This is a genomic window from methanotrophic endosymbiont of Bathymodiolus puteoserpentis (Logatchev), from assembly GCF_900128525.1.
In the GTDB taxonomy this organism is placed as follows: Bacteria; Pseudomonadota; Gammaproteobacteria; order Methylococcales; family Methylomonadaceae; genus Methyloprofundus.
Window position 1 is genome coordinate 1 of record NZ_FQTQ01000024.1, and the last position, 15,805, is coordinate 15,805.

Consider the following 15,805-nt stretch of genomic DNA (forward strand, 5'->3'; position numbering starts at 1 on the left):
CGCATCTGCGCTTCAATTTCTTTTGAGTAAGGTTTTATCTTGGGTCGATTTTAAATAAAGTTTATGAGTTGCATCATTATAATTCTTAAATTGAACTTGCCTAAATTAATTTGTGCTCATTCCTAATCCTGCTTTCCATTCCAATAAACTGCGCATTTTACCTTTTAAGCTAGAACCTGGAATATAGGGTTGATTCGTATAAGGATGTTTAATCACTGCATTATCTATCCCTCCAATATGAATTTCTTCGCTACCTGCACCAATATGTAAACCTGTTGCCAGCTCAATTTGCCCACTGATTTGATTAATATTTTTTAATTGCATAAGATTTTTTCCTGAGTGTTTATTGTTCCAACCGTTAGTAAAAACTATGCACTTTAGTGCAAGACTTTTAGTATACTCTCATTCATGAGGTCTTATAGTAAGTCATCCCATACGATACATGATTTGAAGGTTCATTTGATATGGATTACAAAGTATAGGTATGAGGTATTAACAAAAGAAGTTGGAGAGCGAGCAAGAGATGTTATCCGTCAAATTTGCGATCAAAAAGACATAAAAATCATTAGTGGAGTTGTGAGCAAAGATCATGTTCATCTGTATATATCCTATCCTCCAAAGCACTCGGTAAGTGATATGGTTAAGTGGTTTAAAGGTCGTTCATCAAGAAAGTTACAGGATGAATTTCCACAATTAGGAAAAGTATATTGGGGTAAGCATTTTTGGGCAATAGGATATGCTGCTTTTAGTTCGGGGCACATTACGGATGAAATGATAAAAGAATACCTTGAGAAACATGATCAGCACCCAAATCATAATGACGAAGACTTTAAAGTTGAATGACTTTTAGTCATGAAAAACTAACTTAAGTTAGTATCTTCTTTTAGTCGGCTTAAGCCGAAATAACGACTTTCAGTCGTAAGTCAAACTATGGACTTTAGTCCATAGTTTGTTGATTTAGGTTTGTTTAGGTTTGTGCATTTTGTAGAAACCCATAAAGGCTTCAAAAAACAATTTAAAGGTATAAAAGCTGTTGATATCGTCTTCTTGTATTTGCCCAGTACAATGACGCATAAGATCAACAAAATTAGTATCTACTAAATTACGCCCATTGGCATAAGCCACTTTGGCATTAAGCATTTTGATAAAGGGGAGATATTCTGAGTAATTATCAGGGTTTTGACGTATTTTTTGCTCCCACATAATAATTTCATCGTAATATTTACGTAGTTGTGTGGATTTATTGACATCACGAGAATGGGTATTGGCTATCGTTTTTGCCGTTTTATTAGCAACTGCATCAAATAAATCAGCCGTTTTGTTTTTAAATTGAATTCGGCTAGTATCAAGCTCAGGTAGGCTGTTTTTTTGATAATCTGATCGATTATTTCTTATGTTATTCATGCTTATATCCTTGAGTGGTCGCGGTTTTGATAAAGGTGGGCTTGCAATGGAATTAGGTAATTGGCTTTAAATTGATTAATACCTTGCTCACCAATATCCATAATAAGTTGAGTCGCTAATTGTTTTTTCTGTTGTTTATCAAGTTGACGGTCATTATCAACCATGCGCTGTGTTCGGTAATAGAGTTTTGACCGCCACATAGCATTTTCTGGCTTGCTACTATCACTTGCCATTTCCGTTAAACGAAGTAAACCATAAATATAGGCAGTTGATAGTTGGTAGTCATCAGTTAGTGCTTGCAGGCGTTGTTTACAGCCCCATAATTGTTCAAATTGCGCCCAACTCACGGTTTGATTAAAACAACAAATGGCATTTTTATTGGTTTCTGAAGCACCTTTAGGCTGGTAAGCTTTCGCTTGTTCTAAGGCATGTTCACTCATTTCTGCAATTTGTTTAATAGGTAAGCCTGCTTTACTAATACTTAATCCTACAGAAAAATGTATTTGAGAATTGTTGGCAACATATCGCTTAAATTCTTGTCTTAGCTCATTCGCTAGCTCTATTTGTTGTTGCCATGGACCAATCAGAAAAAAGTCATCACCACCTGCAAAGATAATATAACTGTTGGGATATTTTGTTTTACATAACCAAGGTAAGTAGACCGAAAAGAAGTTATTTACCTGCCGCGAGAGTGCTGCCATTTTGGCAAATGTGGGTTGCTTTAATCCTGTTTGAAAGAGAGCGCCTAAATCATCTATATCGCCCTTAAGTATGCCTAAAGCACTAATGCCTACCCAGCTTTCTGTTTTAGGGTCTAGCCATTTATCTTCACAAGCGATAAAGTCGAAGGGTTTAATATGCCCCTCTTGTAAATCGTCTAAATCACAGTGCTGATATTTTTTTTCATGATAGCAATCTGATTCGCTGAAAGTGGCAACATAACCACTAATATTTCGTCTGGCATAGCCATTCCAAAGAATGCTATCTGCTTCATTTTCAGCGGGGCTAAAATCAAAAACGCGCCGAATATTACCATTTTTAACTTCAGCCCCAAATTTTCCCGTTTTATCTTCTTCCGCCGTGAAATGGATAACATAGCCAAATAAAGGGATTTCTAATTGTTTAAGACCTGTTAATGATTTTCTACTAATTAATAAACGCTTGTTTTTAACCAAATACTCGCCTACGTTCATTTGATCATAAGCTAATAAGCTCAAATTATTTTTTTGTGCTGGGGCTTTATCGTTAACAATGCAAACGCCTCTCTCATGATTAAATTGCTCTAAATACTGTTCAAAAACAGCAGGGTCAGCATTTTTAGAGCATAAACCGAAATGTTGGTACTTCGTTCTTTCTAATCCCTTATGTAATTTTGTCATTAACTTTTCAAAACCATTACTGTTTTTAGCGTTAATAAAATCATTACAACTGGCTTCTTGCCATGCCATACCTAACCCTGATTGACCATAACTTTGGTCTAAAAACCATTGATCAAACGTTGCTTTTAATTCAAGTAATTTAGTTTTAGTCGCCTCTGTATTGGGTGCAACAATTAGAAATTTTCCTGCGGCGTTTATTATTTGACTCGTTGATGGCAAAGATAAGCTATCCATAATAGCTAAAGCAGCACATTCAGTAATCAGTGAGATATAAAACGAACGCCCCCGTAGTAATTTAGCGGCTTTTTTATTACTGTCACCACCTTGTGCAAAAATAAAATCTTGGATACCAAAAAAATCACCTTGAATAAGTAATAATTTGTTTTCAGTCCAGCTTTCTCGGTTACGCATCGTTTGAGTTGCTTTTTCTTGATCTACCTCTGTTTCATAATCATAACGCCATAAAGCGACGGCTAATGCAGTGACTGCTTTTGAATGGTCGTATAGTGATACTTCAGGTTTAACCCCAAAAGCTGTTGCTGAAGGGATACCATGCGTATAGGTTTGCCATAAGCTATCAAAGTGTTCAAGCCATAAGGGTAATTGTTGTTTATGAGAGTCTGGAATCTTTTTTAAGCCTTTACAAAAGTCTTCCCATAATTGATAGTATTCTTTTTGTGCTTTTGCATTATCTTTAGATTCATAACCTTTTGCTTCAATAGGAAATAAAGTATTGGGGCTTAACGGTTTTAAAGCATAACGGTACTGTAATGTCTCATTATTTTTTCCATGTAAATTAAGTTGTTCAAACAAAGTCAATTGACGACTTTGATAATGATTTTTATCCTCTGCTTTATTGTATTTTTCAAATTCTTCACGTTCAAACCCCGAAGCGACCCGATCTGCCGTAGCTATAATCCATTGTAAATAACTGTTAGGTCGGTGGTGACCTGCGGCAGCATTAATAAGCGAATCATCGGTATCAATAGATTTCCAATGAGCAAAAGGAAACATATCTTCACCAATCAAATGCGGTGCATTTTGTTCTATTAAATCAATCCCTATTGCAGTATAAGCCGCATGTTTATGAGTATGCCACTGCTTTCCACCTGCACGCCGTAAAGGGCAATATAGTTGTTGATGAACGTGTTCTTGTTCAGATTGAATAGGTATTTTTGCACGCTCAGTAAACTTACCTAAATCATGTAACATACCTGCTAATGCCATTCGGCTTGATGCTTGTAAAAGTTCTTCCTGATTCATTATGCCTCCTAATGAAGATGATTTAACCCAAATGCGTTAAGCATTAATTATTCGATAATGGAAAATTGAATTTGTTCGGGTAATAAATCCGTAAAATATTCGCCAGTTAATCGTGTTTTAATTTTATTAATGCAGTAAGGTTTTGCTAGGCGGGAACCTAAATTACTGATTAATGCTGCATTAATACTATTTGTTTTATCCGAAAAAAAACTACTTTTCATACCGCCAATTAATGATGCTTCGGTTTTATCGGTATCCTTTGCTTCACCTGCAATCTTTTTATAAACAGCCATAAATGCTGTTACATAATCTTCACGGGGCTTTTGAGGGCGTGGTTTCTCTAGTCTAGTCTGTTCTACAACTGTTTGCTTTAATAACCAACAATAAAATGCTAATTGAATATCAGGCATAGTAAATACTTCACCATTAGCCGATATTTTCTTATTGACTAAATCTATTATTAATTCAGGCGTTAGTTCTGCTTTACGCGCCAATGTTATCGTTTCCAAAAATCCGGCCTTGCCTTGTAAGAGCTTCTCAGGAATATCTTGACGCATACGGATAAATGGAATTTCGGCCAATGTCACCTCCGCTTTTGAGGTATCCAGCGGCCGGTTATCGCGCGTTTCAATCAAATTACTTTGCAGGGTGGGATAATAAAATCTAGGAAGTCCTTCATAACCTTCTTCAACCAAAACATGCGATAAACGGTCTTGACTGCGGCCAAATAAAGACAGCGCATAACCTAAATAATAGCCCATCGTCTTACGTCCGCCGGCAATCGAAACATGCACCGCCGAATCTGCATCATGCGTTAGCTCTTTAATAATGCGAGTAATATAATCAGCCGCCGCCGAATTTTGTGCCGGTGTGCGTATATCATCGAGTTGATTATTCTTTGCATCGGCAATAATATGAATTTGCTCGGCATCAAATCGGATTGCAGGCAATTGATATTCACGACACAAGGCATGAAAATGGCCTTTCTCAGGGTGCAAAAGGCTTAAGTTGGCTCGGTGCGCTCCTTCTATGGTGGTAATAAGGTGTATTTCCGTTGGAATAAATTTTTGTTTTATGGCAAGCCCATAAAGGGTTTCCGTTAATATTTGCGGTGATAATCCACTAACGGCAATTAAAATCCGTTTTTTATATTCGTATGGGTGCATAGTTTTTCCTAATTTAAATCAAAAATACTGTTTTGTTTTTGCACAACAGGCGCACGCGTTAATGCAAAGGCTTTTTCTAGGGTGACTGCACCAATACCCGGTACGGATGAAAGTTGGCTAATAGTGCAGATACTGTTATCTGTTAGTGCGTCGGATAATTTATTGATGGCTTGTTTTCTTAAACCACTTTGCTGCATAAGTTCTGCATCGGAGCTTTCTAAAATACGCTGGCGAAATTGAATAAAAAGATCATCTGTGGCAGTAGGGTCATATTGATAGACTTCAACGGGAATAGTGCAGTCTTTTAAATAGTCTTCCATAAGATTTAGTACTCGATCTTCAGATAATCCGCCTTTAGCCGCACCTAATACAGGGAATGCAATAGATTGAATTCCTTTGTCCTTATAGGTTTGCATAAATTTATCTAAACCGCGCTGTAAATAATTCAGTTTACTAGGATATTTCCAGTGCTGTTTTGTCGGAAAGTTAAGTACCCAATATGACTCATTTTTATAAAGCCATAATTTACCAATATCAATCTGCTTTTGTTCGCAAAGTGACGCATATTTAGTAAACATGTCGGGATAACGTAATTTGAATTCCAGCGCGATACCTGCACCCATCACACCAACACAATTAACGGTATTGACTTGAGTTTGGCAGCTACTGGTAAAGATATTTCCTTGTATTATTTTCATAAGACTTCCTAGAAAAAAAGTTCAGCTTGTTTGACTACCTGAATGTCCATTGACATTAAGTTTAACCCACTTTTAAGTGCGATCTCACTTTTAATGGCAATTTGCATAATATTTGTTACTTGAATACGATCAGGTATTAGCATTTCCGCACAGCGTTGTCGCCCACCATCAACATAACCCTTCCAGTAACCACTGTTTAAACAAGCCCAATTGAGTTGATTTAAATCATTTAATGCGCTAAAAAAACGTGTATTGCAGCAAGCGGCATTACCATCTGTAAATAACATGCCAGACTGAAGTAATAATTGAGGGTTAAGTTTTAAAATAACGAGCTCATTAGCGAGTTCTCGACGGGCAGAGCTCATCGGGTTAAGAGGTCTAAAGTAAGTAGGTACATAATTATGTAAGCTGCGTTTATAAATAGGGTCAACTGCTGAGCGTCGTGCATTAACACCCAAGTCAGATATATCCGTTAAAGTGCATTGTTGATGTGCTAAGTTATGACTTAAAAGTCCATTCGCTAAAATACCAGGTAGATTATTAATATGTGTCAGATGATATAAACAAGGAATATCATACTGACTGATAACTTCATTCAATGAAGCGTTTGTGCTTGCTGGCACAACACCTTTTGGTGCACCGGCTGGTATAGAATTCATTCTCAACATAACGTCCTCTGGATTAAGTACTTAGCGGCGAACTAAGCTGTTGGGGCTATTACATCGAATTAGAGGGGGTTAGTACGGTATGACAAATTTGTCAGTCTTACTTTTGATAAATGAGTAAGCGATTAAGTGCGAGTTAATACCAAAAGAAACTGAAAAATCTCTTTTATTCGTCATTACCGAACAGCTACCGAAAGCAGAAACTATTCAAATATATTGACGTTTTTTTAGGCGCAATCCTCGTCATTCAGCGAATAATTATGGCTCTATGTGATTTGTAGTGGGTAATGCGATAATAGCAACATGAGTAGTGAAATTTTATTTAGCCAAGCCTTAGGGCTACAATCGCCTTGGAAAGTGGAAGAAATCTGCTTTTCAAGTGCCCCTATTTCAGCCCAAAGCGAACTGTATATTTACCTTGGTTTTGAACCGGGTCAACAGTTTGTAGATGACTTGGGAGCACTGTGTCCAGTCCATGATACTGTGGATCGAAAGTGGCAGCATTTGAATTTCTTTGAGCATTCTTGCCTTTTGCATTGTGTCGTTCCACGCATTAAAACGACTAATGGTAAGGTGTGAACAGTAGAGGTTCTGGGCTCGCCCTGGAAGTGAATTTACCTTGTTATTTGAGGCAATGGCACTCGCAATGATAGAAAGAGAAATGCCAGTTAACCGCGTCGCTGAAATGCTGAAGGTGAATCCACAACGTATTTGGAGGGCACAAATATACTTTCTTGAGAAGGAGCCATTGGGTCGGGATCATTCATTTTGTCGAAACACAGATTACAAATGGCATTCTTGAAGGTATTAATAGTAAAGTTCAATTGGCCAAGCGACGTGCAAGAGGCTACCGTAATATTGATAATTTTATCAACATGATTTACTTTCTATGTGGAAAGCTGAAATTTGATTACCCACTATATTTCACATGGAGCCAACTTTTGCGGGTGCCAGTGTTCTATATGAATAGGTCAGAAAGCCTTAGCTTGTACTTTTTTTAATGCCGTCATTTAAAACCCCCATCATATTTAACAATGGGAATAGTGTTGCATTAATGTGAGCGGTTTGAAATTACGCTGAGACTTAAGCGCTTACACTCATACAATGACGAGTTGCAGACAAATACCGCTAAAAATCACGCTCTCCCCATGTTACACGCTAAAAATTCTCTTTATAGGTAACATGCTTGGAAAGATTAGTACCCAGAAAGTACCCAATTTTTATAGGCTGTAATTCACTATTTCAAAAATAGTTTATAATTAAATCAACCAGTCTAGCTCTAATGCCGCTACCAGTCACACTAATCCCTTCCATATCAACTAGTTGCATATTTACTTCTTGGTTTCGTCATTAATGGATAACTCTTTGGTCTTCGCTTAATAACTCTTGGTTGATTTGGTCTGATTCGTTGCCCGATTTCCGTTTGAGCCATGGCCTCTAAGAAAGGGTGTATTATTTTCCCTAACGCCGTTCCCGTTAGCGTGATACACAAACTAGCAATGTTACGCATTATCTGAATAACCGCCATAAAACTGAGGTAACGTGGCTCCTTGTCATTGAGACAGGCAGCCCTAGCAATATTTGCGCGTATAAGGTTATAGGCCAGGAGGTGCACTGCAATCTCCTTGTTAACCATCTCTGCTGTTTTGCAACGTAACATCCCCATCCCTATATGTGTTTTTATTGATCTAAAATCCACCTCAATCTGCCAGCGCTGCTGATACAGTTTAGCCAAGGATTTTTTGGGGTAAGTTTTGGCATCCATTAATGTTGTGACATAGACAGTTCCTTCTACAGAAAACTCACGTATCAAAAGCTCATCAGGTAACTCTGCCCATGCAGCATCTGATATCCAGACGGTTTTTTTCTTCGGTTTTTTAACGCTGATAATATGGTCTTTTGCTCCGAGACGTTGTCCTCGGTGGAAATCGCTTTTTACGGTACTCTGTTGTCTAAAAACCAGTGACGTTCCCTGCCTTGTCAAGATAGCAATATTGGCGTAAGACGTGTAATACCGTCTGCGAGAAGTAAATCTTGTTGACAGAGGGACTGAATCAAATCAGAGAATAATGATGTTTCACCACTCCTCTTGCCCTGATAAGGGCCAATAGCATAATCAACACAAGCTCCTGTCGCTAATCCACCAATCGTACAATTGGGAACCCCAGACCTTGCTTTTGTGCACTTTGTTGAGGATAGGTTTTCTGGTTATTGTCCGTGTCGGGCATAAGCAAGGTCGTGCCATCGACCAGCATAACTCGGAACCCATTCCACAACCAGTTGCCTGATGCTTGCTCATGCAATACTTTACCCGAAGAGATGACAGCTTCTTTTAAATGAGGGAGTTGCAGTCTTAGTCGGGATTTACAGTAAGGCCCAGTGTTCATGGAGTTTGCATTATAATTCAAGCCAACTCGTTCGATCAAAACATGTGCAACCGCCTCTTTGCAAGAACCCGTAGAGCTGAGTACTTGAAATAAAAACGCTCTCAATGTCACCAGGGGAGTAAAAACTGTACTGCGGACATATCCTGATTGATGAATAGCTTTAATTAAACCGTCAGATAATAGCCCTTTAAAAGGGAGGTCATTGAGTTGAAAAAAGGTATTTTTGAAGGATCGAATTTGTAAACGGAGGCTTAATCGACTAGAATTTTTCATTAGTTAAGCTTTTTCTCAGGATTAATTGTTTTGTAGGAGATTCAATTATATCCAATATGTAGTTAAAGCTTAACTTTAATTTACTATAAACTCCTTATTATTCAAATACATATTTCGCCACCGGTAGCGGCATTAGACCTAGAGTTTTTACTCGATGTCCTTTTTTTTTGCTTAAAATATTGGGGCTACCTCTGGGCTGTGGATGCCAATGTTACTTATTAGCGCCTATACAAGCAACCGAAGAGCTTCACTGTACTTTCAAAATAAGCTGCGCTTTTAATTCACCGTGTTCAGCCTTAGGCAATACAGCACCATCTAAAATAAAAACACGCGACTGCGCAATACCACCCTCGCGAGTCAAATGGCGCGCTATATTTCTAGCCCTTGTCGCGGCTAAATTAAAAAGCTTATGTTTATCTGGCTTAATCATACTGCGCAACATGTTTTTAGCGACAACATCAAATTCACCCATATCAGGATGCTTTAATTTTGGCGTGCCAAATAATGATCGCTCAGCTAGCTCAGGATAAGACTGGATAAATAAATCAGCCAACAAACGCTTATACTCATCTTCCGACAATTCAATATACTCAGCTAACTCTAGCTTTCCTTGCTGCTTTAACTCATTCGCTCGTATTTGTTTAAGCTGATCCATTAAAGCCTGCTCCTGCATTGCTGGCCAATCTTGCTTTACATAAGACTCTGCTTTGATTTCTAAACTTAATTCTGGTTTTTCCATTAAAGCACTCAGCAAAGCATCCAGTTTTTCTGCCTGCTCAGCACTTAAATCATCACTTCCCGCCTGAAAGCTTACCGTACTAAAATCCTCGTCACTCCCTAAAAATGAGCCTATTGCAGCAAAAGGTGAAGCAATCACCTTGCTTAATAAGTTGATAAACACATCGTAAATTAAAGGCCCGACACTAAATTCAGGGTTGTCCAAACTTCCAGAAACGGGCATATTAAGCATAATTCGACCCTCTTTATCTTTCAGTAAAGCGATGGCTAGCCCCAACGGAAGATCTACTGCTTCTGGGTTTTCTACTTTATCTCCTAGTTCAAGCTGATCAATAAACAAGTTATTTTCCGAACTTAACTGCCTATCTTTGATTTGATACAATAAGCCTACAGACATTTTACCTTTTTCAACTTTATAGCCTGCAAATTCAACCATATAAGGCGATATAAACGGTAAAGGCAAACTTTTAAAGTGCATCCCTAAATCCATTTCATCCAAACTGGGGTTAAAGTCTCCTTTTATCTCTACAGGAGACAAGTCAAACACTTTACCTTTTAAATCTACATGGGTTTTAGATTTCTGATTTGAAGAAATTTTCTTTATTTGTCCATCTAAAGCATTCAATTTTACTACAAAAGGCAGAATTAAAGAGTAATCCGAGAAGTCAGAACTTCCCCCCTTGATATTAACGCTACCTATGTCGAATTGCGCATTAGACTCCTTCTTTGTTGTTTTTTGTTTTATTGGCTTATCAATACTTTTTGTGACGATAATATCATTAATATTAACCGTTTTATCTTTCTTGATAGTTACTCGTGCATAGGGTTGATCTAAATCAACTGATTTGATTTTTAATTTTATTGGCTGCAAATCAAACTCGAAACCATTAAGTGCTAAGTTCTGCCATTTCAAAAAATCTTGGTGCAAAATCTGATCGCGTGTATGCAGGTTTTTAACTGCAATTTTTCCCTTGTAATTTAACCCTAAATCACCTTTTTTATTTTGAGCTATAAGTAGCTTTCCCTGCGTATTAACATGCCCTTTTATAACATCAAGTTTAGCGCTCTGGTTGATATACGGTTCAAATGCCCTAATCTCAATATGGCTTATATTAATATCTAAATTTGACGTAAAAGGCTCCAGAACAGAAGAACCTGTCACTTTTATTTTTCCCGTTTTATTCAATCGTGCATTGAGTTCAATAGGCAGACGCGTACCTTTTTCAGTACTAAAGCCCGCAACAGAAAAATCCAAATCAGATAAGCTTAAGTCAACTGGCTTCTTTTGGGTATAATCCTTAAATTGTAAGGCGTAATTATTTATATTGAATGAATCTAGTGTGAGTAGCCAAGGTTTTTTAGGGGCATCTTCAGTAATCAATTTTTGCTCAGAATGACCTTCTGAAACCTGAGCTGTAGCAAATAGCTCCTGATAATTGAGTGTGCCATTTTTAGTCAACCAAGCTTTAATTAACGCATCACTTGTATTAATTGACTTAATTTTTACACTTTGATTCTGCAAATTAAAATCAATACTATCAATTTTAACGCTAGGGACTTGAGCTAATGTTGGATCTTTCTCCGTATGTAAATTAAATGCCTGTAAATTTACAAAGCCCTGATTAGCCGTCATAAGTAACTGGCTATCCGTCCTTAAATAATAGTTTTTCAAGCCCATATCCAAACTAGCAACCTCCATTAAAACAGTTTCTTGAGGTCGTTTATCGGTAAAATTGATATGTGTGCTATTTAAAATAACATCAGCTACTTGAATAGTCCATGGATTGCTGGGTTCCGCTGGTTCTTTTACTACGTTATCAGGCTCTTTTTGTCCGGTATCACCAGCAAAAATAGTTTGATAATTTAGTTCTCCAGACTGATTAAACCCTACGTCAAAATCAGCCTGTTTAGATTCGATCTTAGCAATATTAATTTCTTGTTTATTTAAATCAAAACTCAACCCGTCAACGGAAAAATAGGGAATATTAATTAAAGTTTTATCGCTATCTAGTGCAGTAAACTTTAAATCTTTAGTTAATAAATGGCCATCAGCAAGTTTAAATAAAAATGTATCATCAACATAAAAAAGTGCGTAATTAAATTTAATGGACTGTACACCACCCACCCATTTAAAATTCACCTTATCTTGCAAAAATAACTGCCAAATTTGAGTGAATTTTACCCCATCTATTGCTAATGATCCCTTAGAAAATAATGGATTAACACCAAAATCACCCTGCCATTGCAATTGACCGCCTGAATTCAATTTCATGGAGAAACCTAGTCCAGATGCCTCACCAAGTAAAGTGCTAAAATCATCAAGATGTAAGTTTATAGGCTGAATAATATGAATAGTTGAACCTTTATGCGCTGAATCAATCACCGCAACTTCTCCGCGATAAATATCCAGCTTCTGAATAATCACCGGAAAAATGTCTTTAGGCTCCTCATGCTCCTTCTTTTCTGGCTCTTTTTCTAATAAGTCACTAAAGTTGTAACGACTATCTTTAAACATCTCTAAACGCACAAAAGGATCAGACAATCTTACTTCCGCAATCACTAATGCTGCTTTTTGTATACTTTTCCAAACCTGAATATTAATATAAAATTCATCAAATTTAATAAAATCTTGCGGATTTTTTTCTTGTATAGAAAAGTTTAGCAAGCTCAGTTCTAATGAAAATGGATTGAATTCTATACGCTCGATCTTTACTTTTCGCCTTGTTTCCGTTTCTATTAGCTCAGGTAATTTTTCCTGCATATAATGAGGTAAAACCACAAAACCTAACAATGCATAGAAAGATATTATCCCAGCAACAATTAATATAGGTTTACGAATTTTTTTTATTAAAGTGGCAGGCATCATTTCCATAAAAATATTTTAGAGGCTGTGAAAAAATTAGCCACCGACAACCTCACTTACGGTTAGGCATTTTAAAAAATCCTCGAAATATCTTCGAAGCGGCTCAAGCCTTTTATTTAAAACTTTGCATAAGACTTTATAAGCCTCTTAATTTCAGTGATTACCGTATGACCTATAAAATCCTTCGGCTTCATATCAGCATCCATACGCTTTCACTAGTCCATCATCGGCTTGCTATCATTCTCTATAAGCGGGTAGCGATGACAATTTTTGTCTTTATCTTTAGGGAAAGGGACATAAGCGGTTCTATCTATATAGCTTTTAAAGAAGTGATGTAATTGCGCTAAAAGTTAAACTGCCATTTTTGTACAATCTCTCAATACTATTAAGTCAAAGATATGAATAGTCTGGACAGGGGCTGTGTGAATAAATAAGAGTTTAAATATTCACAGCTTTCGATTCTTTATTTTGGTATTAATATGACTTGCCGCCAAAAAAATAAATGCGCCAGGGATAACTATGGCGGCGGCTACAGAAGCCGTTAGTTTTAGTTTTTTCTGGTGACGGCTTAGTTCGCCTGTTATTTTATCTTTTTCGACAGGATACCGGATTGAGCCACACACATGACACAATGGGTAGTGCTTTTCCTCTAATACACCACAAAAAGAACACTCTGACATAGCCCCTCCCCAGGAATTAATGTCTAAGTAAGGATACTAACAGAAAAATACAAAGTGACAAAATAACAGTACTATTGATAATTCTCTTTAAAATAAATCAACGTCACCTGCTTCGTTAGAAGTAGCACCTTCAAATTTCTGTTTCTGCTCTAATAACAAATCAAATTTTTCATTCATTAATAAACTATTCGCTTCAACCGCTTTAAAATTATCAATAATTTGAGCTTGTATGTCCCTATCCATTTGCCACGTTTGTGCTAAATAATGCATCGCTAGATCCATGCATTTATGCACTACTTCATGCGGGTATTCAAGCTCAGCATATGCAGCTAAGTGCTGATAATTTTGCGCCCCTTTACCAGACTGTAACCAGATACCAACATCGCAATGCATATGGTCTACTTTGACAGCATCAGCCGCTTCAGAATCAACCCCTGTTTCAACTGCTCTATACCCTTGTTGTACAAAAATCATTTGCTGAACTTTTGCTAAAGATATTTCACTAATCATTTGGGTAATATTCACCTTAGAATAAGTTTCCAAAGAAATTTTAGCCACCTCAGAAATATTTTTCTCAAACTCACCAATAGCAACTTTGGAGTCATCAGTCATACTCGCCATATTCTCAGTATCTTGTACGATGATTTCTGTTGCATGAGTGAATTTTTCAATAGTCGCATTGATTTTTGCTGTCGCTGACTTCGTATTCTCAGCCAATGTACGGACTTCATCAGCGACCACGGCAAAGCCACGGCCATGCTCACCTGCTCGCGCGGCCTCAATCGCTGCATTCAGTGCTAACAAATTAGTTTGATCTGCAATTTTAGTAATTAAAGAAGTAACATCCGTGATCTCTTTGCTACTTTGACTAAGCTCCAATGAAGACTCTTTCATCGAATCAATTTTAGTAATAATTTGCGTTAATTGATCAATGACTTTGCCTAAAGACGCCTGACTAGCCGAAGAGATATCTGAAGAGTGTTTAGTAATACCTTCCACTTGCTCCATTTCATTAGCAATACGTGATAAATCATCTTGGGTACGATGTAAGCTATTTAATAAGTTCTCTGTTTTCATTTGCCCTAGCTGAGAAAACAATTCATCTCTAACGGTATTAAAATGATTTTGCTCCATCATTCCCAATGAAACATCAACCTTCTCTAAACCTGCTGAGAAATCCCCTTTAATACCCATAACTTGTGCCTTACGATAAAATTCTTTATTTTCTGCAGACTGAAAGCAAGTATTGACCTCTCGCATATAGGCTTCAATTTGATCTAAGGCTTCATTAAAATTCCAAGCAATGGGGCCTAGCTCAGATTTTGGATCAATGTGTGTAATACGATATTCTAACTTTCCTTTTTCTATACTGTTGGCTAATTTAAACATGGACTTGATAATATGCAATTCTCTATTTGATTGCTTAAAAAACAAAAAAACAATAATAAAAGCAATAAAAATGGAAATGATATGTGCCAGTTCAATGCCTTGCGTTATCAAAGATTCAATCGTCAAAAAAATTTGAATAGCCAAGAGCCATAAAACGCTGTTTTTACCATTAAAGAGAAAGAATGAATTCACGATAGTCTTTTCCTGTTTTGTTAACAATATCCATCAATACCTTTGTTCCCGCTGCAATTGCATCACGCGAGCCTGCCTGCTTTTCAGCTAAAAGCATCTCTTTATAAATAGCATCAATAATCCTGATTTTGGCAGGATCTGGTTTGCGTCTTACTGAAAAGAAACCAATAATATTCTTAGCATCAGTACCCGCACCTGAATAACTAGGCGTTACATTGGCTATAACCCAGTAGTATGAACCATCTTTAGATATATTTTTGACATACCCAAAAAATTCATTACCTGACTTTATCGTTGTCCAAAGTAAATGAAACACAGAACGTGGCATATCAGGGTGACGTACAATATTATGCTGTTGGCCTAATAACTCATGCTCAGAGTACCCTGCATAATCAATAAAAATACGATTACAATAGGTTAGGCGTCCTGAGGCATCTGTTTTAGAAACAATAAACTCGTCAACATTCATAACGCGTTCCTTGTTAATGGGTGTTGCTTTATTCTTCATAATCTCTATTCAGGTTAATTGATCCAAACTCAATAATAAACTATTTTATTATATTAGTGGCCCTTGTATCGGCTAACGGTGTCCGCAACAATACATAAGATGGTAGACATACATCAAATCTATGGGTGATAATAAGTTTCCTAAGGTGTAAAAACCAACTTTTACGGAATTCAATTGCACGAAAAAGTGGCGCTCAGAGG

The 15,805-nt window shown here is 37.1% G+C and carries 12 protein-coding genes and 3 pseudogenes; 4 read left to right on the forward strand and 11 right to left on the reverse strand.

Annotation, left to right across the window (positions count from 1 at the left end; all coding sequences use genetic code 11):
• Positions 1-126 precede the first annotated feature (126 nt).
• Positions 127-324, reverse strand: a pseudogene (gene csm3 / locus BQ7314_RS01585) (type III-A CRISPR-associated RAMP protein Csm3); the annotation flags it as partial.
• A gap of 84 nt (positions 325-408) precedes the next feature.
• Between csm3 and tnpA the strand changes: the two are divergent.
• Positions 409-843 (forward strand): IS200/IS605 family transposase, encoded by a 435-nt coding sequence (gene tnpA / locus BQ7314_RS01590; RefSeq protein WP_174481958.1) that lies wholly within the window; start codon positions 409-411, stop codon positions 841-843.
• A gap of 114 nt (positions 844-957) precedes the next feature.
• Here the strand turns inward: tnpA and csm2 are convergent, their stop codons facing one another.
• The 5 genes from csm2 to BQ7314_RS01615 are packed head-to-tail and all read right to left on the reverse strand — an operon-like array spanning position 958 to position 6,569.
• Complete coding sequence (gene csm2, locus BQ7314_RS01595) at positions 958-1,404, reverse strand: type III-A CRISPR-associated protein Csm2 (protein WP_174481959.1); 447 nt, start codon at positions 1,402-1,404, stop codon at positions 958-960.
• Between the two features lie 2 nt (positions 1,405-1,406).
• On the reverse strand, positions 1,407-4,046 hold the full coding sequence (gene cas10 / locus BQ7314_RS01600; protein ID WP_174481960.1) for a type III-A CRISPR-associated protein Cas10/Csm1: 2,640 nt from the start codon (positions 4,044-4,046) through the stop codon (positions 1,407-1,409).
• Positions 4,047-4,093: 47 nt separating this feature from the next.
• Positions 4,094-5,212: a CRISPR-associated ring nuclease Csm6 gene (csm6, locus tag BQ7314_RS01605; RefSeq protein ID WP_174481961.1), complete on the reverse strand. Its 1,119-nt coding sequence runs from the start codon at positions 5,210-5,212 to the stop codon at positions 4,094-4,096.
• 8 nt (positions 5,213-5,220) lie between these two features.
• Positions 5,221-5,910 carry a macro domain-containing protein gene (locus tag BQ7314_RS01610; RefSeq protein WP_174481962.1) on the reverse strand — a complete coding sequence of 230 codons (690 nt, stop codon included), beginning with the start codon at positions 5,908-5,910 and terminating at the stop codon, positions 5,221-5,223.
• Positions 5,911-5,918: 8 nt separating this feature from the next.
• Entirely contained in the window at positions 5,919-6,569 is a 651-nt protein-coding gene (locus BQ7314_RS01615) for a DUF4433 domain-containing protein (protein WP_174481963.1), read from the reverse strand.
• A 309-nt stretch (positions 6,570-6,878) separates the two neighbouring features.
• Between BQ7314_RS01615 and BQ7314_RS16035 the strand changes: the two genes are divergently transcribed.
• The 3 genes and pseudogenes from BQ7314_RS16035 to BQ7314_RS16045 all read left to right on the forward strand — a co-directional run.
• Complete coding sequence (locus tag BQ7314_RS16035) at positions 6,879-7,154, forward strand: hypothetical protein (protein WP_425356628.1); 276 nt, start codon at positions 6,879-6,881, stop codon at positions 7,152-7,154.
• Positions 7,155-7,221: 67 nt separating this feature from the next.
• On the forward strand, positions 7,222-7,377 hold the full coding sequence (locus tag BQ7314_RS16040) for a hypothetical protein (RefSeq protein ID WP_425356629.1): 156 nt from the start codon (positions 7,222-7,224) through the stop codon (positions 7,375-7,377).
• Positions 7,316-7,492 (forward strand): annotated as a pseudogene (locus BQ7314_RS16045) (transposase); the annotation flags it as partial. The gene BQ7314_RS16040 and the pseudogene BQ7314_RS16045, both read left to right, overlap by 62 nt.
• Before the next feature lie 398 nt (positions 7,493-7,890).
• Here the strand turns inward: BQ7314_RS16045 and BQ7314_RS01625 are convergent.
• The 5 genes and pseudogenes from BQ7314_RS01625 to BQ7314_RS01645 form a co-directional block, all read right to left on the reverse strand.
• Positions 7,891-9,235, reverse strand: a pseudogene (locus tag BQ7314_RS01625) (IS4 family transposase).
• 247 nt (positions 9,236-9,482) lie between these two features.
• Positions 9,483-12,839: a DUF748 domain-containing protein gene (locus tag BQ7314_RS01630; RefSeq protein ID WP_217423813.1), complete on the reverse strand. Its 3,357-nt coding sequence runs from the start codon at positions 12,837-12,839 to the stop codon at positions 9,483-9,485.
• A 443-nt stretch (positions 12,840-13,282) separates the two neighbouring features.
• A complete protein-coding gene (locus BQ7314_RS01635; RefSeq protein ID WP_174481965.1) occupies positions 13,283-13,516 on the reverse strand; it encodes a hypothetical protein in 234 nt (77 codons plus the stop codon).
• 87 nt (positions 13,517-13,603) lie between these two features.
• Entirely contained in the window at positions 13,604-15,097 is a 1,494-nt protein-coding gene (locus tag BQ7314_RS15880; protein WP_174481966.1) for a methyl-accepting chemotaxis protein, read from the reverse strand.
• Positions 15,075-15,605, reverse strand: a complete 531-nt coding sequence (locus tag BQ7314_RS01645) for a PAS domain-containing protein (protein ID WP_174481967.1) — start codon at positions 15,603-15,605, stop codon at positions 15,075-15,077. Before BQ7314_RS01645 ends, BQ7314_RS15880 begins: the two co-directional genes overlap by 23 nt.
• Between the last annotated feature and the right edge of the window lie 200 nt (positions 15,606-15,805).

What these genes read in the sequence shown, in the direction of transcription:
- BQ7314_RS01645 (WP_174481967.1), bottom strand. Translation starts at nt 15,605, where the DNA reads ATGAAGAATAAAGCAACACCCATTAACAAGGAACGCGTTATGAATGTT.
- cas10 (WP_174481960.1), bottom strand. Translation starts at nt 4,046, where the DNA reads ATGAATCAGGAAGAACTTTTACAAGCATCAAGCCGAATGGCATTAGCA.
- BQ7314_RS16035 (WP_425356628.1), top strand. Translation starts at nt 6,879, where the DNA reads ATGAGTAGTGAAATTTTATTTAGCCAAGCCTTAGGGCTACAATCGCCT.
- csm6 (WP_174481961.1), bottom strand. Translation starts at nt 5,212, where the DNA reads ATGCACCCATACGAATATAAAAAACGGATTTTAATTGCCGTTAGTGGA.
- BQ7314_RS01615 (WP_174481963.1), bottom strand. Translation starts at nt 6,569, where the DNA reads ATGAATTCTATACCAGCCGGTGCACCAAAAGGTGTTGTGCCAGCAAGC.
- BQ7314_RS01635 (WP_174481965.1), bottom strand. Translation starts at nt 13,516, where the DNA reads ATGTCAGAGTGTTCTTTTTGTGGTGTATTAGAGGAAAAGCACTACCCA.
- csm2 (WP_174481959.1), bottom strand. Translation starts at nt 1,404, where the DNA reads ATGAATAACATAAGAAATAATCGATCAGATTATCAAAAAAACAGCCTA.
- BQ7314_RS01630 (WP_217423813.1), bottom strand. Translation starts at nt 12,839, where the DNA reads ATGATGCCTGCCACTTTAATAAAAAAAATTCGTAAACCTATATTAATT.
- BQ7314_RS16040 (WP_425356629.1), top strand. Translation starts at nt 7,222, where the DNA reads ATGATAGAAAGAGAAATGCCAGTTAACCGCGTCGCTGAAATGCTGAAG.
- BQ7314_RS01610 (WP_174481962.1), bottom strand. Translation starts at nt 5,910, where the DNA reads ATGAAAATAATACAAGGAAATATCTTTACCAGTAGCTGCCAAACTCAA.
- tnpA (WP_174481958.1), top strand. Translation starts at nt 409, where the DNA reads ATGAGGTCTTATAGTAAGTCATCCCATACGATACATGATTTGAAGGTT.